General features: G+C 72.8%; 16 protein-coding genes and 1 pseudogene. 9 read left to right on the top strand and 8 right to left on the bottom strand.

Annotated features, from left to right (window positions below; translation table 11 throughout):
* Positions 1-67: 67 nt before the first annotated feature.
* Positions 68-460, bottom strand: a complete 393-nt coding sequence (locus ABD352_RS23420; RefSeq protein ID WP_344614585.1) for a roadblock/LC7 domain-containing protein — start codon at positions 458-460, stop codon at positions 68-70.
* Complete coding sequence (locus tag ABD352_RS23415; protein ID WP_344614584.1) at positions 457-2,349, bottom strand: sensor histidine kinase; 1,893 nt, start codon at positions 2,347-2,349, stop codon at positions 457-459. Before ABD352_RS23415 ends, ABD352_RS23420 begins: the two co-directional genes overlap by 4 nt.
* Positions 2,350-2,548: 199 nt before the next feature.
* Here ABD352_RS23415 and ABD352_RS23410 point away from each other — a divergent pair, with 199 nt between their 5' ends.
* Together ABD352_RS23410 and ABD352_RS23405 are read left to right on the top strand one after the other, a co-directional pair.
* Positions 2,549-4,462 carry a DUF1800 domain-containing protein gene (locus ABD352_RS23410; protein WP_344614583.1) on the top strand — a complete coding sequence of 638 codons (1,914 nt, stop codon included), beginning with the start codon at positions 2,549-2,551 and terminating at the stop codon, positions 4,460-4,462.
* 209 nt (positions 4,463-4,671) lie between these two features.
* A complete protein-coding gene (locus ABD352_RS23405; protein WP_344614582.1) occupies positions 4,672-5,940 on the top strand; it encodes a DUF1501 domain-containing protein in 1,269 nt (422 codons plus the stop codon).
* A gap of 8 nt (positions 5,941-5,948) precedes the next feature.
* Here ABD352_RS23405 and ABD352_RS23400 read toward each other — a convergent pair whose 3' ends face one another.
* Positions 5,949-6,419, bottom strand: coding sequence for an SSI family serine proteinase inhibitor (locus ABD352_RS23400; RefSeq protein ID WP_344614581.1), 471 nt, complete (start codon positions 6,417-6,419; stop codon positions 5,949-5,951).
* A 223-nt stretch (positions 6,420-6,642) separates the two neighbouring features.
* On the opposite strand from ABD352_RS23400, the gene ABD352_RS23395 reads away from it, so the two are divergent.
* Positions 6,643-7,248 carry a hypothetical protein gene (locus tag ABD352_RS23395; RefSeq protein ID WP_344614580.1) on the top strand — a complete coding sequence of 202 codons (606 nt, stop codon included), beginning with the start codon at positions 6,643-6,645 and terminating at the stop codon, positions 7,246-7,248.
* A gap of 521 nt (positions 7,249-7,769) precedes the next feature.
* Positions 7,770-8,114: an STAS domain-containing protein gene (locus ABD352_RS23390; RefSeq protein WP_344614579.1), complete on the top strand. Its 345-nt coding sequence runs from the start codon at positions 7,770-7,772 to the stop codon at positions 8,112-8,114.
* Between the two features lie 524 nt (positions 8,115-8,638).
* Here ABD352_RS23390 and ABD352_RS23385 read toward each other — a convergent pair.
* From ABD352_RS23385 to ABD352_RS23375, 3 genes are all read right to left on the bottom strand, one after another.
* Entirely contained in the window at positions 8,639-9,121 is a 483-nt protein-coding gene (locus tag ABD352_RS23385; protein ID WP_344614578.1) for a GtrA family protein, read from the bottom strand.
* Positions 9,122-9,266: 145 nt separating this feature from the next.
* On the bottom strand, positions 9,267-10,481 hold the full coding sequence (locus ABD352_RS23380) for a tetratricopeptide repeat protein (RefSeq protein ID WP_344614577.1): 1,215 nt from the start codon (positions 10,479-10,481) through the stop codon (positions 9,267-9,269).
* A 186-nt stretch (positions 10,482-10,667) separates the two neighbouring features.
* The gene (locus ABD352_RS23375) at positions 10,668-11,669 is read right to left on the bottom strand and encodes a glycosyltransferase family 4 protein (RefSeq protein WP_344614576.1); all 1,002 of its coding nucleotides are present in this window, start codon (positions 11,667-11,669) and stop codon (positions 10,668-10,670) included.
* 125 nt (positions 11,670-11,794) lie between these two features.
* Between ABD352_RS23375 and ABD352_RS23370 the strand changes: the two genes are divergently transcribed.
* A complete protein-coding gene (locus ABD352_RS23370; RefSeq protein ID WP_344614575.1) occupies positions 11,795-14,131 on the top strand; it encodes a putative bifunctional diguanylate cyclase/phosphodiesterase in 2,337 nt (778 codons plus the stop codon).
* On the opposite strand, the gene ABD352_RS23365 is transcribed toward ABD352_RS23370, so the two are convergent.
* Positions 14,100-15,731 (bottom strand): RecQ family ATP-dependent DNA helicase, encoded by a 1,632-nt coding sequence (locus tag ABD352_RS23365; RefSeq protein WP_344614574.1) that lies wholly within the window; start codon positions 15,729-15,731, stop codon positions 14,100-14,102. The two genes, ABD352_RS23370 and ABD352_RS23365, sit on opposite strands and share 32 nt — an antisense overlap.
* 29 nt (positions 15,732-15,760) lie before the next feature.
* Between ABD352_RS23365 and ABD352_RS23360 the strand changes: the two genes are divergently transcribed.
* Positions 15,761-16,846: an S-(hydroxymethyl)mycothiol dehydrogenase gene (locus ABD352_RS23360; RefSeq protein WP_344614573.1), complete on the top strand. Its 1,086-nt coding sequence runs from the start codon at positions 15,761-15,763 to the stop codon at positions 16,844-16,846.
* 185 nt (positions 16,847-17,031) lie between these two features.
* The gene (locus tag ABD352_RS23355) at positions 17,032-17,607 is read left to right on the top strand and encodes a PadR family transcriptional regulator (RefSeq protein WP_344614572.1); all 576 of its coding nucleotides are present in this window, start codon (positions 17,032-17,034) and stop codon (positions 17,605-17,607) included.
* Between the two features lie 173 nt (positions 17,608-17,780).
* Here the strand turns inward: ABD352_RS23355 and ABD352_RS23350 are convergent, their stop codons facing one another.
* Positions 17,781-18,134: a DUF2795 domain-containing protein gene (locus tag ABD352_RS23350; RefSeq protein WP_344614571.1), complete on the bottom strand. Its 354-nt coding sequence runs from the start codon at positions 18,132-18,134 to the stop codon at positions 17,781-17,783.
* 133 nt (positions 18,135-18,267) lie between these two features.
* On the opposite strand from ABD352_RS23350, the gene ABD352_RS23345 reads away from it, so the two are divergent.
* Both ABD352_RS23345 and ABD352_RS23340 read left to right on the top strand, forming a co-directional pair.
* Positions 18,268-19,014 (top strand): hypothetical protein, encoded by a 747-nt coding sequence (locus tag ABD352_RS23345; protein ID WP_344614570.1) that lies wholly within the window; start codon positions 18,268-18,270, stop codon positions 19,012-19,014.
* A 4-nt stretch (positions 19,015-19,018) separates the two neighbouring features.
* Positions 19,019-19,445: pseudogene (locus tag ABD352_RS23340) on the top strand (ChaB family protein).
* Positions 19,446-19,587 lie beyond the last annotated feature (142 nt).

Here is a 19,587-nt window from a genome sequence, read left to right as displayed (position 1 = left end):
CCATCCCGCCGGCCACCGGCCGCGTACTGCGGCTAGCCCGACCACCGCGGCGGGTTGTCGGGCGTGGTCAGCGGGTGGTCGGGGTGAGTGCCGCGCCGACCTGCTCCACCAGGCCGGACATCTCGAAGGCGACCTGGCCCACGTCGCAGCCGGGCTGGACCATCGTCGCCAGGCTGGCCAGGGTGTCGCCCTCGCCCAGGGCCATCACGAACAGCAGGCTGCGGCCCATCTCGACGATGGTGCGGCGCACGGGGCCGGCCTCGGTGCAGGCCGACAGGCCCTGGGCCAGTGACACCACCCCGGCCACCATCGCGGCGAGCTGGTCGGCGCGCTCCGGGGCCAGCTCGTTCGACGCGGCGATGAGCAGGCCGTCGCCCGAGACGGCGACCGTGTGCCGCACGCCGCTGACGCGTTGCGTGAAGCCGCTCAGCAGCCAGTCCAGCCCCGTGGTGGGTGTCATGCCGAAGGCCGTCCTTCCAAGTTGGTCACCGCGGCCACCTGGTCGGCGGGCGCTTGCTGGTAGCTGTCCAGGAGATCTCGTACGGCCTCGGGCTCGATGTCCACCGTAGGACCGTCCGGGGTGGGCACGGGAGCCACCACCACCGGGGCGAGGGTCGAACGCGGGTGCGGCACGTCCACCGGCTCCGCGCCGGGGAGGGCCTGGCTGCGTTCCAGCAGTTGCGGCACCGGGCGGCGGACCGGCGCGCCGGGCGGTGGCGGGGGCAGGCGCAGTACCAGGGCGGGGGGCAGCCGCACCAGGACGCGCACGCCGCTGCCGGTGGGCGGGGGCTGCAGCGTGACGCCGAGGCCGTGACGGGCGGCCAGGCGGGCCACCACCGCGAGGCCGGTGCGGCGAGCGCCGATGCGGCCGCCGCCGGCGTGCAGGGAGGCGTTGAGCTCGGCCAGGCGCGACGGGGAGAGGCCCGGGCCGCGGTCGGCGATCTCGATCACGGCGCCCTGCGCCTCGGGGCGGCCCTCGACGAGCACCGGGCGGTCGGGCGGGCCGTTGCGGGTGGCGTTGTCGAAGAGCTCGGCCACCAGGTGGATCACGTCGTCCACGGCCTCGGGGACGACGAGCAGGTCGGGGGCGATGATGGAGTACTCGATGCGGGGGTATTCCTCGATCCTCGACTGCGCGGCGCGCAGCAGGTCGACCAGGCTCACCGGCTCGCGGCGGCCGGGGGTGCCGCCGGCGCCGGCCAGCACGAGCAGGCTCTGGTTGTCGTGGCGGATGAGCGTGGCGAGGTGGTCGAAGGCGAAGAGCTGGGCCAGCCGCTCCGGGTCGGCCTCGTCGCGCTCGGCCGCGTCGAGGTGCTGCACGAGCGTCTCGGCGAGGCGCTCGCTGCGCCGGGCGACGCTGATGAGGGCGGGCTCGCCCACCGGCGGGGCCGCCGTGACCGTGATGACCGGGCCCTCGTCCACGCCGGGCGGGGCGGCCCGGCGGCGGCGGGCCCGCGGCGCGCGGGCGACCAGGGCGGCCAGCACCACCGAGACGATGGCCAGCGCGAGCACGATGCCGAGCCCGCCGAGCAGGATGCCATCCATCCGCACGCGGGCCGCGTCGGCGCGGGCCAGCTCGTCGGCGCCGGCGTCCGCGGCGAGGTCGGCCAGGGCGTCGAGCGCGGGCTGGGCGTCGCCGCCGACGCCGGAGGGCACCTGGGCCAGGCGCTCGCGCAGCGCGGGCGTGGTGGCGTCGGCGAAGCGGCGCATCGCGTCGAGGTGGGCGGCGCGATGGGCGGCGAGGTCCTCCCGCCGGGCCGGGGTGTCGGCGCCGCGCAGGTCGAGCAGCTGGATCTGGGCCAGCTCCTCGCGGGCCACGGCCAGCCAGCCCGACGCGCGGACGGCGGTCAGCACGGACTCGGGTCCGGGACGGCCGGCGACGGCCTGGCGCAGCCGGACGAGGTCGCTCACGATCTGGGTGTACTGCATGAGGTACTCCCCCGCCGCCTCCTCCTGCATGCCGGCGGCGGCCCGGGCACGCAACGGCCGCAGGTCGTCCAGGCCGGCGGAGAGCTCGGGGGCGAGCAGGCCGGCGGGCCCGGCCGCGGCGCGCAGGGCCAGCACCGCGGTGTCGGTCGCGGCGGCCTGCTCGTCCAGCGCGGCCCGGTCGGCGTCGGTGCCGGTCAGCAGCAGCTCGGCCGCGGCCCGGCGCTCCTCGGACAGCTCCCCGGCGGCCCGGTCGGCGGCGATCCCGGCCGCGATCGCGACCCGCAGGTCGCGCACGGTCCGGCCCTCGCCGGCGTACGCGTGTGCGCCCACGCCGGCCAGCCCGAGCAGGCCGAGCAGCGGCACGAGCAGGGCGAGGCCGATCTTGACGGCGACGGGCCGGTCGGGCGCAGGATCGATCACCGCTAACCCCCTGCCCTCGTCCGGTCACTCATGCGTACACCTCGGACATTGCGTGCGGAAGAGATGACTTTGCGTGATCGCCTGGTTTTCCCGGATTCGCGAAGAATTCCCGGCACTTAAGCAAGAAGAAAGACAAAGTTGAACGGTCCTCGCGCCACCCGGCTTGAGGGCGGGTGACCCGCTCACTAGATTCCCTAGCGTGCCAGAACGGCTCTTCTCGGATGACCCGGGCGACGCGCCCAAGAAGGTGAAGGGCGCGTTCTTCTCGGACTACACCGGCGAGTTCCCGATGCCGCGTGTCCTGCAGTCGCCGCAGCCGGATCCGGACGACCCGGGCGAGGCTGCGCCCGCCAAGCGCCGGGCGGCCGGCCCCGCGCCCGCGTGGCTGCGCACCGGCCGGCCCGCCCTGCACGAGCTGATGCGCAACCGACGCCAGGCGCTGCTGGCCCTCGGCGGCGGCGCGGTCGCTCTCGGCGCGCTCGGCTCCGGCGCCGCGGCCGCGTTCGGCCCGGTCGCGGACGACCCCGACGAGTTCGTCAAGACCGGCAGCGGCGGCGGCAACGTCTCGCCCCGCGACGCGGGCTCCTTCTCCAACCGCGACTCCAGCTACACCAGCGGCCAGGGCGACCTCAACGACCTCGGCGCCTCCGGTGTGGCCGACACGCCGTCGGCGGCCGCCGTCGCCGCCATGAAGGCGACCCCGCGCTTCCCGACGCCGCTCAACCGCGACCCGGTGCTGCACCTGCTGCGCCGGGCCACGTTCGGGCCCACGCCCGGCGACGTCGCGCTGGTCAAGCAGGTCGGCATCGACGCCTGGATCGACCAGCAGCTCGACCCGGCCAAGGTCGACGACCCGGTCGCCGACGCGGCGCTCAAGGCCGTGCCGACCGCCACGATGTCGACCGCGGACATCCGCTCGTCGGTCAAGGACGGGGACAACAAGCCGCAGTACGAGCTGACCCGCGCCGTCCTGGCCCGCCAGATGTGGAGCAGCCGCCAGCTGCTCGAGGTGATGGTCGACTTCTGGAACAACCACCTCAACGTGACGAGCCCGTTCGACGGCGGGTGGGACGTGCGCGGCCCCTACGACGTGGGCGTCATCCGGCAGCACGCGCTGGGCAAGTTCTCCGACATGCTCATCGCCTCCGCGCGGGACCCGGCGATGATGCGGTACCTCGACAACACGTCGTCGGACAAGCGCAACGTCAACGAGAACTACGGCCGCGAGCTGCTCGAGCTGCACACCGTCGGCATCGACGGCGGGTACAACGAGAAGGACGTGCGCAACTCGGCGTACCTCATGACCGGGCGCACCGCGACGCGCGAGGGCACGTTCAAGTACGACCAGAACAAGCACTGGACGGGTGCGGTGAAGGTGCTGGGCTTCCAGCACGCCAACAAGTCCGCCAAGGACGGCCTCGCCGTCGGCGACGCCTACCTGCTGTACCTGGCCACCCACCCCTCCACCGCGCGCTACATCGCGCGGAAGCTCTGCGTGCGGTTCGTGTGCGACACCCCGCCGCAGGGGCTGGTGGACCGGCTGGCCAAGACGTACCAGGAGAGCGGCTCGGCGATCGCGCCGGTGCTCAAGGTGCTGTTCCGCTCGCTGGAGTTCTGGATCGCCACCGGGCTCAAGACCCGCCGGCCGCTGGAGAACTTCGTGGCCACGGCGCGGGTGGTCGGCACCCAGCCCGGGGCGGACACCGCCAAGGCGCTCGAGGACCTCTACAACTTCACCAACAAGCTGGGCCAGCCGCCGCTGGGCTGGGGGCCGCCGGACGGGTACCCCGACGTGGCCACGGCGTGGAGCTCCGCGGCCGGCATGCTGGAGACCTGGAACGCGCACCGGGCGTTCGTGGGCGGGCAGTGGAAGGGCCTGACCAACCCCAAGGCCGACAGCCTCGTCACGCAGCCCGCGGCGACGCTGGGCACCTACCTCGACGTGCTCGCCAACCGCCTGATCTTCCAGCCGATGCAGCCGAACGAGAAGGACGCGCTCATCAAGTTCCTGGGCGCCAAGGCCGACACCCGCGTCACCGACAACAACCTCGGCGGCAAGCTGCCCCTGGTGGCCCCGCTGATCCTCGACTCCGTCTACCACGCGCTGCGGTGAGGCACATGACCGACTCTTCCCTTCCTGACGGTGAGCGGCGGCCCGCCAGTCCCTCGCTTCCTCACGGTGAGCGGCGGCCCGGCAATCCCTCGCTTCCTGACGGTGAGCGGCGGCCCGCCAATCCCTCGCTTCCTGACGGTGAGCGGCGGCCCGGCAACGTTGAGGAGCTGCGCCGGCACGGGCCCAACCTGTGTGAGGCGGCCCTTCGCGTGCAGGCCGACAAGGTCGGCGACGAGCTGGCCGCCGAGCGCGACAAGTGGAGCAAGGGCTTCACCCGCCGCCGGCTGGTGCAGGGCGCCGGGTTCGTCGGCGTCGCCGCGCTCGGCACCCAGCTGGTGACCAGCCGCGTCTCCTTCGCCGCCCCGGGGGACGGCCAGAACACGCTCATCGTGATCTTCCTGCGCGGCGGCATGGACGGCCTGTCGGTCGTCGCCCCCGGCGACGACCCCAACTACAAGCAGATGCGCCCCAGCATCGCCGTGCCGATGGCCGCGATGATGCCCGCCGGCCGCGGGTTCGGCCTCAACCCGGCGATGACGGCGCTGTACCCGCTGTGGCAGTCCGGCAAGATGGCGGCCGCCGTCGCCGTCGCCTCCCCGGACGCCAGCCGCAGCCACTTCCAGGCCCAGGACGCGCTCGAGCGGGGGGCCGCCTCCGTCGCGGTGCGCACCGGCTGGCTCGACCGGGTGCTGTCCAAGCTCGGCCCGGGCACCACCTTCCGGGCCATCGCGCAGGGCTCGGCGCTGCCCCGCTCGCTCGTCGGCGGCGAGCAGGCCATCGTGCTCAACGGGATGCGGGACTTCCGCATCGACAACGACAACATGCGCACCCAGACGATGGACGCCCTCAAGACGCTGTACACCGGGCTGGACCATCCCCTGGCGACCACGGCCGGCTCCACGCTGCAGGCCATCAGCACGGCGCAGAAGCTGGCCACGACGCAGTACAAGCCGGCGGAGGGGGTGCAGTACCCCGGCGGGGGCCTGGCCGACCGCCTGCGCGACATCGCCCAGCTGCTCAAGGCCGGCGTGGGCCTGCGCGTCGCCGCGCTCGACGTCGGCGGCTGGGACATGCACACCAACCTGGGCCGGGTCGACGGCGGCGACATGAAGAACTCGCTGACCAACCTGTCCGAGGCGATCGGCGCCTTCTGTACCGACATCGGCCCCCTGCTGGAGAACACGACCATCATCACGATGAGCGAGTTCGGCCGCCGCGTGCAGGAGAACGGCAACGCCGGCGTCGACCACGGCCACGGCAACGCCATGCTGCTCTTCGGCGGCGGCCTCAACGGCGGCAAGGTGCACGGCAACTGGCCGGGCCTGGCCCCGTCGGCCCTCGACCAGGGCGACGTCGCGGGCGCCAACGACTACCGCGACATCCTCGCCGAGATGCTCAAGAAGCGCTTCAACGTGGCCGACTCGGCCGCCATCTTCCCCAACCACGACTTCAAGACGCTGGGCGTCTTCAAGGGCTAGCGCGCTGTTCAGAGGCTGAACACGGCGCCGGTCGTCGTCGCCAGCGTGCAGGCGTTGCCGAACGTGTGGCGGTACGCGACCTTGCGCCCCTTCCACGAGCCGTTCGCGGTGACGGTCACCGGGTCGTACTGCATCGTGCACGCCCCGCCGTCCAGCTGCAGCCGCTCGAACCGGCCGCCGACCTTGGCCAGCTGCGCGCACGCGTCGCGGGCCTGCCGGTGGCTGCCGCCGGCGGGCTGGCAGGTGAGCACCGCGCGGCGCTGCACCGGCCGGGTCGACTCCCCCTTGGCCACGGTGAGCACCAGGCTGGTACCCGGCCGCGCCCCGGCCTGGGCCGCCCCGCCGCCGTAGAGGGCGCCCGCGTCGCCCGCGGCTTCCCGCGCGACGGCCGGCCCGGTCGTCGCCGCCTGCGCGGTCCCGGCCGCCCCGACCGCCGCCAGCAGCGCCACCGCCGTGGCCATCAACCGTGTCGCACCCATCGTTCCCCCGTCACGCCTGGCTCTCGGTTCTGGCTCTCGATCCCGGCTCTTGGTCCTGGCTCTCGGTCCGCAGAGCCTACGCCATTGCATTGGACTTTTCGGACATTTACGATTTTTCGCGTACGACGGTTGTCGTTTTCGGCCGCGTCTTGTCCCCCGTTGATCGATGAGCCGGACTAGTGTGCTGTTACGCACACTCCTCGCCCTGTCGGGAGGTCGCCCCATGACCCTGGAAGCGCAGACCCAGAAGCTGGTGGCCGGCCTGGTGCGGGTGGCCGTGATGGCCCCCGCCGACGGCCCGGAGCCCGACCACGGCCTCCCACCGGCCCACCGCCAGGTCATGCTCCTGCTGGGCCGCCGCGACCGCGAGTACCGCCTCTCGGATCTGGCCGGCGACCTCGGCGCCACGGTCGCCGCCACGATGGCCCTGCTCTCCCCGCTGATCGCCGAGGGCCTGGTCGAGATGCGCCCCGCCCCTTCGTACGCCGCCCGCGACATGCGCGTCGCCGCCACCGACAAGGGACTGGCCACCACCCCGGCCCCCGCCAACTGGGCCGACCAGCTCCTGTCCGAGGTCGGCACGCTGTCGGACAACCAGCAGGCCCGGCTCCTGCGCATGGTCACCGCCAAGATCGGGCTGATGCAGCAGCAGGGCACGATCCCGGTCACCCGTATGTGCCTGTCGTGCCGCTTCTTCGACGGGTACCGGCACCCGGGCACCCCGGCCCCGCACCACTGCTGGTTCGTCGACGCCCCGTTCGGCTACCGGGAGTTGCGGCTGCACTGCCCCGACCACATCCCGGGCGATCCACCTCCGCGCGCCTACTGACGGCGCTTGCCGGCGCGGCTCCTGCGCGGTTTTGGCGCGGCTTCTGCGTGGCTTGGTGCGGCTTTGGCCCGGCTTCTGCATGGCTTGGTGCGGCTTTGGCCCGGCTTCTGCATGGCTTGGTGCGGCTTTGGCCCGGCTTCTGCGTAGCTTCTGCGTGGCTTGGTGCGGCTTTGGCGTGGCTTCTGCGTAGCTCGGTGCGGCTTTTGCCCGGATAAATCCGGCGCTGGCGCGCCAGATTTATCCGATTTTTCATGATTTTTTGTGCTGTGCGCGGCTGGTGAGGTTTCGCGGGTGACGCCAAAGGGTAGGGCTCGTGCCATGGCCTGTGACGGACGAGGACGGTGCGTCCCCGCGCCGCGACCGCGCCGCCGAGCGACAAGCACGCTGCGTGCCGGCAATGCATACGCCGCGACCCGCCCGGGCGCGGGTTTCGTGCACGCACCGGTGAACATGGCCCGCCCGCCCGCTGCGCTGCGCTCCCGGCGCATTTATGCTGTTCGCGTGACGAGGGTGGGTGCGCCATGGCGATGTCGGTGACGACCAACGTCACGATGGACGGATCGACTGTGCTCACCGTGCGCGGCGAGATCGACCACAGCAACGCGACCACACTGCGTCAGGAAATCGTGTCCGCGGCGACCGAGCGCCGGCCGGGCACGCTGCGGGTTGACCTGGGCCTGGTGACCTTCCTGGACTCGGCCGCGGTGGGGGCCCTGGTGGCGGCCCAGCGCGAGGCCGGGACCGAGGGCGTACGCGTCGTCGTGTCGCGGGCCAGCCCGTTCGTCCAGCGCCAGCTGCGCATCGCGGGCGTCCACGAGATCCTCGGCTCCCCGGGCGAGCAGGACTCGAGCCGCATCGTCTTCTGACCGTCGGCCCCGCCGCCGACCCGAGCGCTCGCCGATTCGGACATGCCCGAAATTCCGCCTGCCAGGCGAAAAATCCGGTGCGGAGCGCCGGATCGACCCACCGCGGACCCGGAGACCGCGCGGCCCCGGAGACCCGCACGGACCCCGAGACCCGCGGCCCCGGAGAGGGCACGGACCCGGAGACCCGCGCGGCCCCGGAGAGGGCACGGACCCGGGAAAGGCAGCGCGGCCCCGGAGAGGGCACGGACCCGGAGACCCGCGCGGCCCCGGAGAGGGCACGGGCCCGGGAAAGGCAGCGCGGACCCGGAGAGGGCACGGACCCGGGAAAGGCAGCGCGGCCCCGGAGAGGCCGCAGACCCAGAGAAATCGGCGCAGACCTGGGGAGAAGCGCGGACCCAAGAGAGGGTGCGGGCCCCAATCATTCGGGCATGTCGGAAATGACGCCCGTCAGGCGAAAAATCCGGCGCGGAGCGCCGGATTGGCCACACGACCGAGCAGTGGGAGTCGTGAAAGGTTCAGGCGCCCTAGGAGTCCGTGGCCGGGGTAGCGACCGCCGCGGACTGGGCGGGCACCTCGTGCCGCTTCGGCGCCGGCCGTACGTCGTCGTGCGGGAAGACCCACACCCGGTAGGCCCACAGGCGGAAGACCATCGCGATGGCCACGCCGATGACCATGCCGAAGGTGAAGTCGGAGATCTCCTCGACGAGGCGGCTGACGTTGGGGTAGTGAATGCCGAAGACGTAGCGGGCGACCCACAGCGGCGCGGAGTTCAGGGCCACGCCGACGCCGTTCACGACGCTGTACAGGAGCATCTCGTGGTGGCGGCGGCGGCCGCCGCGGGTGCGAAAGGACCACTCGCGGTTCAGGAAGTACGAGACGACCGTGGCGATGATGTTGGCCACGGTGAGGGCGATGACCGGCTTGGTGCCGAGCACCGACAGGCGCAGGGCGTAGTTGAAGACCAGAGCGACCACGTAGCACAGGCCGCCGACAATGATGAACTTCACCGTCTCACGGTTCTTACGCAGCATTTCTGCTACGGGCTTCGGCAGCCGATTGAGGGTCCGGTCAGTAAGCCGCATCGGCCGGACTATACCCGGCGAAGCTTGCGATATACCCATCCAGGTCACGCAATCCGGGCTCCCGGCACCCTCAGCGAACACCCGTGCACACCGAGGCCGCGGGGGTCACCGACGCCCTGTCGTCGAGCGGGCCGACGACCACGCAATAGGGCACTCCGGGCGCGATGTCGCGGATTTCGTACTCCCCCGTGCCCGCCGGTGCGTTCCCCACCACAACCGCGGGCGCGCTCGCCTTCGACAGGGCGATCACCACGGTCACCGGCAGCGCGGCCCAGGTGACCGTGAGCTTCGTCCGCCCGTCGACGAGCCGTAGGTCGCGCACCCCCGGCGGGACGGAGAAGACGGACACCGGCGGGGCGGAGAAGACGGACACCGACGGGACGGCGAAGAGGGACACCGGCGCCGAGGCCGCGGCCGGCAGGGCGGGCGCGCCGGAGGGGCGGTGCCACAGCAGGAGCACGGCCAGTACCGACGCGGCGACGAGCACGACCACCACGGACACCAGCGGCCACGCGGACCACGCCTGGCGCGGAGACGGCGGCGGCTTTTCGGCGACCACCCGGACGGGGTCGATCACGGGCGGGGCGGTCACCGGGGCCGAGGGCATCGGCGGCTCCACCGCGGCCAGCTCCCACTCCACCGCCTTGGTGAACGGGTGCCGGGTGCCCAGCCGCGCCCGCGCCGCCGCGTGGGCGAGCGTGAACAGCCGCCGCGCGGCCGCCACGTCGCCCTGCGCGTGCTGCAGCCCGGCCAGTTCGGCGGCGATGCGGATGGTGTCGAGGTCGTCGGCGCCGTACTCGCGCCGGTGGATCACGTAGGCGGCATTGAGCATGCTCAGCGCGAGCCCGGTCTCGCCCCGGTCGCGCTGCAGCAGCGCCAGGTTGACCCGGGCCAGGCGCACGGCCCGGCAGACCGGCGCGTCGCCCTCCTCGTCGATGCCACTGTCCAGGACCCGGTGGTAGAGCCGCTCGGCCTCGTCCCACTCGTCGTAGTCGTGCCGGACGGCGGCCAGCACGGCGACGGCGTGGACGGTGGCCGGGTGGACCTGGCCGTAGCGGCGCTCGGCCTGCGCGGCCACGGCCTCGGCCAGGTCGTAGGCCCGGTCGAGCTCGCCCAGTTCGCGCAGCACCTCGGCGAGCAGGCGCCGGGTGGTCAGCCGGTCGTCGTCGCTCAGGTCCTGCTCGTCCAGCACCTCCTGGACGACCTCCCGGGCGCCCGGGAAGTCCCAGGCGGCGATCAGCCGCTCGACCGCGTCCAGCCGGTCCGTGACATCGACAGCACTCACAGTATCCCTCCGCCCTGGGAGCTTAGGGACACCGTTGACGCAGCGCCAGCATTCGATCACGGAAGGCGTCGGCCCCGGCAGCCTGCCACGTCGCTGCCGGAGCCGAGCCGTCCGCGTTACCGCGTCAGAAGCCGCGGGCGCCGCACACTGTGAAGGTTCGGCCACCCGCCAGGGGGCTTGAGGGAATCAAGCCAGGATTCGCTGGTAGAGGCGCAGATAGTCGTCGACCATGCGGTCGGCCGAGAAGCGCTCCAGGGCGCGGGCGCGCACCCGGGCCCGGTCGAGCTTGAGCGCGTCGTCGAGCACGCTGGCCGCCTCGGCGGCGTTGTTCGCGAGGTAGCCGGTGACGCCCTCGTCGACGACCTCGGGCATCGAGCCGAGCGGATAGGCCACGACCGGGGTACCGCAGGCCATCGCCTCCACCACGGAGAGCCCGAACGGCTCGGCGAAGCCGATCGGGTGCAGCAGCGCGGCGGCGCCGCCCAGGATCTCCGCGCGCTCGGCCGGGCCGACGTTGCCGCCGTAGACGATCTGGTCGCCGTCGACGAGCGGCATGACCTCTTCCTCGTGGTACCGCCCGTCGTGCACCGGCCCGCAGATGAGCAGCCGCCGGCCGGCCGCGCGGGCGATCCGGACGGCCTCCGCGGTGCCCTTGTCCGGGTGGATGCGGCCGAAGGCGACCAGCGCCTCCCCCGGCTCGGCGCGGAACGGGAACTGCCGCGGGTCGATGCCGTGATAGATGGTCGCCGCGTAGTCCAGGCCGGGGCCACGGTCGGCGTCGGAGATGGACACGTAGGCCGAGCGGGCCCGCTGGTAGGCCGGCAGGATCGACGGCGAGCAGAACCCGTGCACGGTGGTGAGGAGCCGGCTGCGGCAGAACTCGCTCATCGCCAGGGGCAGCCAGTCGAGGTTGTTGTGCACCAGGTCGAACTCGCCGCTGCGGGCGTAGCAGTGCGCGACGTGTATCGCCTCCCAGACGCGCCCGTCGTAGCTGGCGTCCTCGTTGTACGGGTGCTCGACGACCCCGTCGAGGCGGGCCGCGGTGATCGAGTCGAGGCTTGCGAAGAGGGTGACGTCGACGCCGCGGGCCACGAGGCCGTCGGCGAGCAGCGACACGACCTGTTCCCACGGCCCGTACGCCCGCGGCGGCGTGCGCCAGGCGATCGGGCCGAGCAGTGCGACCTTCATCGGAGCCCCCTACCCCCGCGCCGCGGCGCGAATCCCGCCACCCATCATCCGGCCGCCCTCAGTTCCGCGTCCCGGCTGCCGATAGGACGTCAGCCGTTTCAGCGAAAAATGTCCCAGGGAGTCCGATGGTCGCATGGCGCTGGTACGCGGCCGTAGGCCTCGGCGCCGTCGCCGCCGGCGGGTTCCTGCCGGTGCTCGCCCGGCAGGGGCTGTACACCCTGGCCGGGGTGAGCGCCGCGGCGGCCGTGCTGGCCGGGGTGCGCCGCTACCGGCCGCCGGACCGGCGCTGCTGGATGGTCTTCGCCGGCGCGATCGGCTGCTCCGTGCTGGCCGCGGTCACCTGGGCGGTGCAGTACCAGATCACCGGGCACGTGGGCGTGCCCGCGTTCAAGGACGTGCCGTTCCTGGCCTCCTACCTGCTCATGGCCGTCGGCACGCTGGCCTGGGTGCGGCCGGACCCGGGACGGCCCCGGGCCGAGCGGTTCATCGACTCCGGGATCGTGGCCTCCGGGGTGGCCGCGCTGTGCTGGACGTTCATCGTGCACCCGCTGCTGTTCGAGCAGCACGTGGACCGGGCGCACGGGTCGAACTACCTGACGTACGTCACCATCGACCTCGTCCTCGTGGTGCTCACCGCGCGCATGATCTTCACCAGCAGCGTGCGCAACCCGGCGCACCTGCTCGTGTCGTCGGCGCTGTGCGCGGTCATCGCCGGCGACGTGGTCTACTACGTGGCCCTGGCCTGGACCGGCAACGCCGGCGGCGACAGCTACTCGACGGCGTTGTACCTGTGCGCGTACATCCTCATCGGCACCGCCGCCCTGCACCCCTCGATGCCGCTGGCGGCCGGCCGGCCCGAGCGCGTGCAGCAGGTCATCCCCGCGCACCGGGTGTACCTGTACTCCGTGCTCGCCCTCGTCGGCCCGGCCGTGGCGATCACCATGCTGCTGGTCGCCGACCCGCTGCCGTCGCGCTGGTGGGTGCTCGTCCCGCTGGCCACCTCCGTCGTCACCTCGGTGCTGCTCATCGCCCGGCTCAGCCAGCTGGTCCGGCTGGCCAACCGCCGGGTCCGCGACCTGGACGCCCAGGCCGGCACGCTGGCCGCGGCGCTGCGCGAGCAGGAGGCCCTGCGCCAGCAGCTCAGCCACCGGGCGCTGCACGACGCGCTGACCGGCCTGGGCAACCGGGCGCTGCTGCAGGAGCGGCTCGAGCACGCGCTGGCCCGCACCGGCGGCCCGCACGGCCTGCTGCTGCTCGACCTGGACGGCTTCAAGGACGTCAACGACACCTACGGCCACCCGACCGGCGACGCCCTGCTCATCGAGGTGGCGGTCCGGCTGCTCGGGGTGGTCGGCACCTCTGACACCCTCGCGCGCCTCGGCGGCGACGAGTTCGCGATCCTCATGGAGGACGCCACCGCGGCCCGCGTGGCCCGGGCCGGGCAGCTGATCATCGACGAGCTCGAGCGGCCGATCGTGGTGCACGAGCGGGACCTCTCGGTGACGGCCTCCGTCGGCTCGCTGCTCTTCGCCGCGCCCAGCACGCCGGCCGAGGCGCTGCGCAACGCGGACCTGGCGCTGTACGCGGCCAAGGCGGCCGGCAAGAACCGGCTGGCCGCCTACGACCCGAGCCTCGCCCGCGAGCGCACGGAGCACATGCGCGTCGCCGCCGACCTGCGCCGGGCGGTGGCCAACGAAGAGTTCACGGTCAACTACCAGCCGGTGGTCGACCTGAGCACGGGCCGGGTGACCGCGGTCGAGGCGCTGCTGCGCTGGACCCGCGACGGGCGGCCGGTGCCCCCGCTGGACTTCATCCCGGTGGCCGAGCAGTACGGCATCATCGTCCCGATCGGCGCCTGGGTGCTGCGCCGCGCGTGCCGGGACGTGCGCACGTGGCACGAGCGCTTCGGCATCTCCGTCACCGTGAACGTCTCCGGCCGCCAGCTGCGCGAGCCCGACTTCGCCGCCACCGTGATCTCGGCGCTGCGCGAGGCCGGGCTGCCCGGCTCCGCGCTGATCCTGGAGATCACCGAGACCGTGCTGGTCTCGGCCGGGCCGTCCTCCGGCGACGTCACGGCGCTGCTCACGACGCTTCGGGCCGAAGGTGTACGGGTGGCCGTCGACGACTTCGGGACGGGGTACTCGTCCCTGGCCTACCTGCGCCACCTCCCGGTCGACATCCTCAAGATCGACCGGGCCTTCACGCCGGAGGGCGGGCTGGCCGAGGAGATGGCGTTCACCCGGGCCATCGTCGAGCTCGGCAACAGCCTGCGGCTGAGCTCCATCGCCGAGGCGGTGGAGACCCCGGAGCAGGCGGAGCGGCTGCGCCAGCTGGACTGCCCGCAGGCGCAGGGGTACCACTTCTCCCGCCCGCTGCCGGCCGCCGACCTCGACGAGGTGCTCACCTCCTCCGGCGGCGTGCTGCGCGGCGCTACGCCTTCCGCAGCAGCCGGTGCTGCTTGACCACCGGCACGGAGAGCGTCTTGTACCCCACCTGCTCGAACAGCACCGTCATCTGCTCGCCGGCGTAGGACATCACCATCCCCTTGCCCCACTCGCCGTGCCGGACCTCGCTGTGCACCGGGAAGGGCGCGTCCTCGGCGGCGGCCAGCCCGGCCGCGGCGCTGCCGTCCGTGCAGTTGTCGCAGTGGCCGCACGTGGTGTCGAGGTGTTCGCCGAAGTACGCCAGCAGCGTCCTGCCCCGGCACTGCCCGGTCTCCGCGAAGCCGCGCATCATGTCCAGCCGCGAGCGGGAGACCGTCTGCTGCCGCTCCGCCTGCGCCTCGGCCAGCTCGGCCGCCTTCGCCGGGGTGGGCGCCCAGCGCGGGGCCTTCACCTTGCCCCCGTGCAGCATGCGCGCCCCGCCGACCTCCTCCAGCAGGGCCAGCAGCTGCCCGAGCTTGCGCTCGCCGAGGCCGGTGCGCTCCTCGAGCTCGTCGCGGGTGAGCGGCTCGCCGGCCGCGCGCAGCAGGGCGGCGAGCGAGGCGACCTCGTCGCGGTCCACGCTCACGTTGGTGAAGAACTTCCGCAGGCCGCTGTCCTCGGTACGGTGCAGCAGCAGGACGTGCGCCGGCTGCCCGTCGCGCCCGGCGCGCCCGATCTCCTGCAGGTACGAGTCCGGGGAGTCCGGCAGCGAGACGTGGTTGACCCACCGGATGTTCGGCTTGTCGATGCCCATGCCGAAGGCGGTGGTGGCCACCATGACCGGTACCTCGTCAGCGAGGAAGGCCTCGTGGGCCCGCTCGCGCTCGCCGGCGCTCATCCCGCCGTGGTAGGCGACGGCCTCGATGCCCTCCTTGGTGAGCCGCTCGGCCAGCTCCTCGGTGGCCCGGCGGGTCGGGGCGTAGACGATGCCGGGCGGGGCCGACTCCCGGATGCGCGCGACCAGGCGCCGGTAGCGGGTCTCCTCGTCGGGGCAGTGGACCGACTCGAGGTACAGGTTGGATCGGTCCAGCCCGGTGACCACGACCTCCGGGTCGCGCATGCCGAGGCGCTCGACGATGTCCTCGCGCACCGGCGGCGAGGCGGTCGCGGTCAGCGCCACCACCGGCGGGCGGCCCAGCTCCCGGATGAACTGCCCGAGCTGCAGGTAGTCCGGCCGGAAGTCGTGGCCCCAGGCCGAGACGCAGTGCGCCTCGTCGACCGCGATCAGGCTCGGCTTGAGCGCCTTGATCTGCTTGACCCGGGCCGGGTCGGCGAACTGCTCCGGGGTGAGGAACACGAACTCGGCGTCGCCGGCCCGCAGCGCCTCGAGGGCCTCCTCCCGCTCGCTCTTGCCCTCGGCGGAGGACAGCCGCACGGCGACGAGGGACTCGTGGTGACGCGCGGTCAGCGAGGCGATCTGGTCCTGCTGCAGTGCCAGCAGCGGCGACACGACGATGGTCGGCCCGGGCAGCAGCGGGGCCGGCACCTGGTAGATGGCGGACTTCCCGGCCCCGGTGGGCAGCACGGCCAGGGCGTCGCGCCCGGCCATGAGCGCCTCCATCGCCCGCAGCTGCTCGTCCCGCAGCCGGTCCCAGCCGAAGCGCTCTTTCGCAACTTGCTGCAGTTGATCCGCCGTCATGGCCGACATTCTCTGATAGGACCGTCGGTATGCCTATTCAGACGCAAGGCGTCGTCGCGCTGGGCAAGGGCCGCCCGGTGAGCCTGGAGACCATCGTCGTACCCGAGCCCGGCCCGGGTGAGGCGCGAGTCGAGGTCCAGGCCTGCGGCGTCTGCCACACCGACCTGCACTACCGCGAGGGCGGTATCAGCGACGACTTCCCGTTCCTGCTCGGCCACGAGGCGGCCGGCGTGGTCGAGTCGGTCGGCCCCGACGTCACCGACGTGGCCCCCGGCGACTTTGTGATCCTCAACTGGCGCGCCGTGTGCGGGCAGTGCCGCGCCTGCCTGCGGGGGCGCCCGTGGTACTGCTTCAACACCCACAACGCCAAGCAGAAGATGACCCTGACCGACGGCACGCCGCTGTCCCCCGCCCTGGGCATCGGCGCGTTCCTCAAGCACACGCTGGTCGCCGCCGGCCAGTGCACCAAGGTCGACCCGCAGGCCCCCGCCACGGTCGCCGGCCTGCTCGGCTGCGGCGTCATGGCCGGCATCGGCGCCGCCGTCAACACCGGCAACGTCGGGCGCGGCGACTCGGTGGCCGTCTTCGGCTGCGGCGGGGTCGGCAACGCCGCCGTCGCCGGCGCCCGCCTGGCCGGCGCGTCGACGATCATCGGCGTCGACGTGGACCCCCGCAAGCTGCAGTGGGCCACCGACTTCGGCGCCACCCACGTCGTCAACTCCCGCGAGACCGACCCGGTCGAGGCGATCCGGTCCCTGACCGGCGGCTTCGGCGCCGACGTGGTGGTCGAGGCGGTGGGGCTGCCGCAGGTGTACGAGCAGGCCTTCTACGCCCGGGACCTGGCCGGCACGGTGGTGCTCGTGGGGGTGCCGCGCCCCGACATGCAGCTGACCCTGCCGTTCCTGGAGGTGTTCGGGCGGGGCGGGGCGCTCAAGTCCAGCTGGTACGGCGACTGCCTGCCCTCGCGGGACTTCCCGATGCTCGTCGACCTGTACCGGCAGGGCCGCCTCCCCTTGGAGAAGTTCGTGACCGAGACCGGTTCGCTGGGCGACGTGGAGGCCGCCTTCCACAAGATGGAGCGGGGCGAGGTGCTGCGAACGGTCATCGAGCTGTAGGTCTCGTGCTTTTTGTCCGATAAGTCGGGCGCTGCCGCGCCACGACTTATCGGACATTTCACGTTTTAACGGTCCGTGCCCGTTCCTGCTCGCGGACTCCGACTATCGGGAAGGGTTGTCGCCGATAGGTTTCCGATATATCGTCGAACTATCAAACGATGGTTCGACGAATGGGGGATGCGATCATGAGGTCGCGACACGGATTCTTCGACGCCGGCTCGTGGCAACGCGGGTTCGGCAGCTTCATCCCGCCGTTCCCGCCCGGTGGCGGGCGCGGCTGGGGGCAACACCACGGGCACGGGCCCGGCCACGGCCGCGGGCGCTCCCGCGGCGGGCGGCCCAACGTCCGGCAGGCCGTCCTCGCGCTGCTGCACGAGCGGCCGATGCACGGCTACGAGATGATCCAGGAGCTCGAGCAGCGCACGGGGGGCATCTGGCGGCCGAGCCCCGGCTCGGTGTACCCGACGCTGCAGATGCTCGAGGACGAGGGCCTCATCCAGGCCGAGGAGAGCGGCGGGCGCAAGCGCTTCGTGCTCACCGACACCGGCCGCCCGGAGGCCGAGAGCGCGGCGCAGAACGCGCCGTGGCAGGAGTACGGCGACGAGAACGTCTCGCAGGCGCAGGAGTTCCGCGACGCCGCCTTCGGCATCATGGACGCGCTGCGGCAGGTGGGGTTCAACGGGACCAGCGAGCAGCGGGCCGCGGCGCTCGAGGTGCTCACCGAGACGCGCCGGAAGCTGTACGCCATCCTCGCCGACTGACGGCCCGCAGTGCCCATCCACGGACCCGGTCCCGGCGGCGTGCGGCTTCCCGGGACCGGCCCGCGTGCAGGAGGAACTCACGATGCGTTGGTGGACCATCGGGCCGGCCGCCGCCGCGCGGCCGGCTCCGGCCGCGCCTGAGTCAGTCACCGCCGGCGCTGCGGCCGCCGGCGCTAGGGACGCCGGGCCGGATCCTCGTTCCGGCCGCCCAGCGCCGCCCAGACCTCGTTGACGGTCTCGAAGCCGACGTGCTCCGGCAGCCGCTCGAGCACGTCGAGCACCTCGTCCGGCGCGTTCATCTCTGAGGCGCCGGCGATCAGGTCGTCGCGGTCGCCGGGCAGGCTCGACATCGGGATGAACCGGCCCAGGTTGCTGCGCGCCTCCACGTCGTCGGCGGTCATGCCCACCGGGGCGCCGCCGCCGCGCGCGCCCTCCCCTTCGGGATCGACCTGGCGCACCTCCCACTGGGCCTCACGGCGTAGGTTGTCGTCCACGACAGCGCCGTGTTTCGTGTTTCCTCGCTGCATGGCATCCATAAAAGCGGAGGTACCCGGCCAAACTCCCCCCAAACGGTGCACCCGGAGATTGAGAACCTTCGTGCCTGGGTAGCCGAATGGCATTCGCCCGGCACCCGGGCGCATCCCAGGAGGTGAGCTCACAGTGGCACGCATCGGGCAGCTGTTCGGCGGTCGCGCGGCGACCGACCGCGACGGTGACGGCCTCGACGACCGCACCGGGCGCCCGGTCACCGACCGGGACGGGGACGGCGTGGACGACCGCGCCGAGGCGGCGACGGAGACCCGTACCTGGCGTCTCGGCCGCAAGCACGACAAGGACGGCGACGGCGTCGACGACCGCCGCGAGGCGGCCGCCGAGACCAGCACGTGGCGCCTCGGCACCAAGCACGACAAGGACGGCAACGGGGTGGACGACCGCGCCGAGGTCGCCACGGTCCCGGCGGCCCGCACGACGGACCGCCAGCGCGACGCGACCACCGTGCGCCGCAGCATCGACCGCGAGCCGGTGGCCGCCCCGGTCACCGACGAGGTCACCGAGCCGTTGCCGGTGCGCCAGGCCCCCGCCCGGGTCAGCCTGCTCGCCGTGGCCGGCTTCTTCTTCGGCGTCGTCGGCGTGGGCGCGGCCCTCACCGGCATCCTCGCCCCGTGGGCGATCGCGGCGGGCGCGCTCGGCCTGCTGTTCTCGTTCGGCGGCATCATCGCGGGCGTGCGGCCCAACGTGGCCGGCCGGGGGCTGGGGACGCTGGGGGTGCTGTTCAGCGGTACCGCCGTCGTCTTCGGCATCATCGCCATGACCGGCCAGGTCAGCTGGCTCGACAACCACACCGACCAGGTGGCCCGGCTCAAGGACTGGCTGGACGCGCGGCTGCCCTGGATGAAGAACTGGTGACCTGATGGCTCCCGAGCGCCGCGGCGAGACCGGCCTGCCGTCCACGGTGCGACGCTCCGACCGGCACGCCCGGGCGACGTGGCGGGAGACCCACGACGCCGCCGCCGAACGCTACGGCGAGGGCGAGCGGGCGCATCGGACGGCCTTCACGGCGCTCAAGCACACGTACGAGAAGGTCGGCGACCACTGGGAGCCCAAGAAGGAGAGCGGCCCGAGCGACGCCCAGGCCGCCCAGCGCGGCGCCGCGGCCCGGAACCGGCCGCGGCGCACCGCGGAGGGCGTGGACGCCAACGCCTCGAGGCAGCACCTGCTCGAGCTGGCCCGCCCGGCTGGACATCCCGGGACGGTCGCGGATGACGAAGGCGGAGCTCGTGGAGGCCCCGATGCGGGCCAACCAGCGGGAGACCGCCCGGGCCCGCAAGCACGGCTGATCCCCGCGCTGGGCACCGCGGAGAAGCGATGAAATCCGATAAGTCGGGCACTACGTGCCACGACTTATCGGATTTTTCGCCTGTCGGGTTATAAGTCCGGCATGTCGTGGCGCGCCAGCGCCCGACATGCCGCAAATGCCCG

Origin of the sequence: Dactylosporangium salmoneum (genome assembly GCF_039532525.1) — a bacterium.
Classification (GTDB): Bacteria; Actinomycetota; Actinomycetes; order Mycobacteriales; family Micromonosporaceae; genus Dactylosporangium; species Dactylosporangium salmoneum.
This window is presented reverse-complemented; position numbering and strand designations above follow the sequence as displayed.

Bases quoted from the DNA above. Each gene is read 5' to 3' on its own strand.
- ABD352_RS23420 (WP_344614585.1), bottom strand. From the start codon at position 460: ATGACACCCACCACGGGGCTGGACTGGCTGCTGAGCGGCTTCACGCAA.
- ABD352_RS23400 (WP_344614581.1), bottom strand. From the start codon at position 6,419: ATGGGTGCGACACGGTTGATGGCCACGGCGGTGGCGCTGCTGGCGGCG.
- ABD352_RS23395 (WP_344614580.1), top strand. From the start codon at position 6,643: ATGACCCTGGAAGCGCAGACCCAGAAGCTGGTGGCCGGCCTGGTGCGG.
- ABD352_RS23390 (WP_344614579.1), top strand. From the start codon at position 7,770: ATGGCGATGTCGGTGACGACCAACGTCACGATGGACGGATCGACTGTG.
- ABD352_RS23375 (WP_344614576.1), bottom strand. From the start codon at position 11,669: ATGAAGGTCGCACTGCTCGGCCCGATCGCCTGGCGCACGCCGCCGCGG.
- ABD352_RS23370 (WP_344614575.1), top strand. From the start codon at position 11,795: ATGGTCGCATGGCGCTGGTACGCGGCCGTAGGCCTCGGCGCCGTCGCC.
- ABD352_RS23365 (WP_344614574.1), bottom strand. From the start codon at position 15,731: ATGACGGCGGATCAACTGCAGCAAGTTGCGAAAGAGCGCTTCGGCTGG.
- ABD352_RS23360 (WP_344614573.1), top strand. From the start codon at position 15,761: ATGCCTATTCAGACGCAAGGCGTCGTCGCGCTGGGCAAGGGCCGCCCG.
- ABD352_RS23355 (WP_344614572.1), top strand. From the start codon at position 17,032: ATGAGGTCGCGACACGGATTCTTCGACGCCGGCTCGTGGCAACGCGGG.
- ABD352_RS23350 (WP_344614571.1), bottom strand. From the start codon at position 18,134: ATGCAGCGAGGAAACACGAAACACGGCGCTGTCGTGGACGACAACCTA.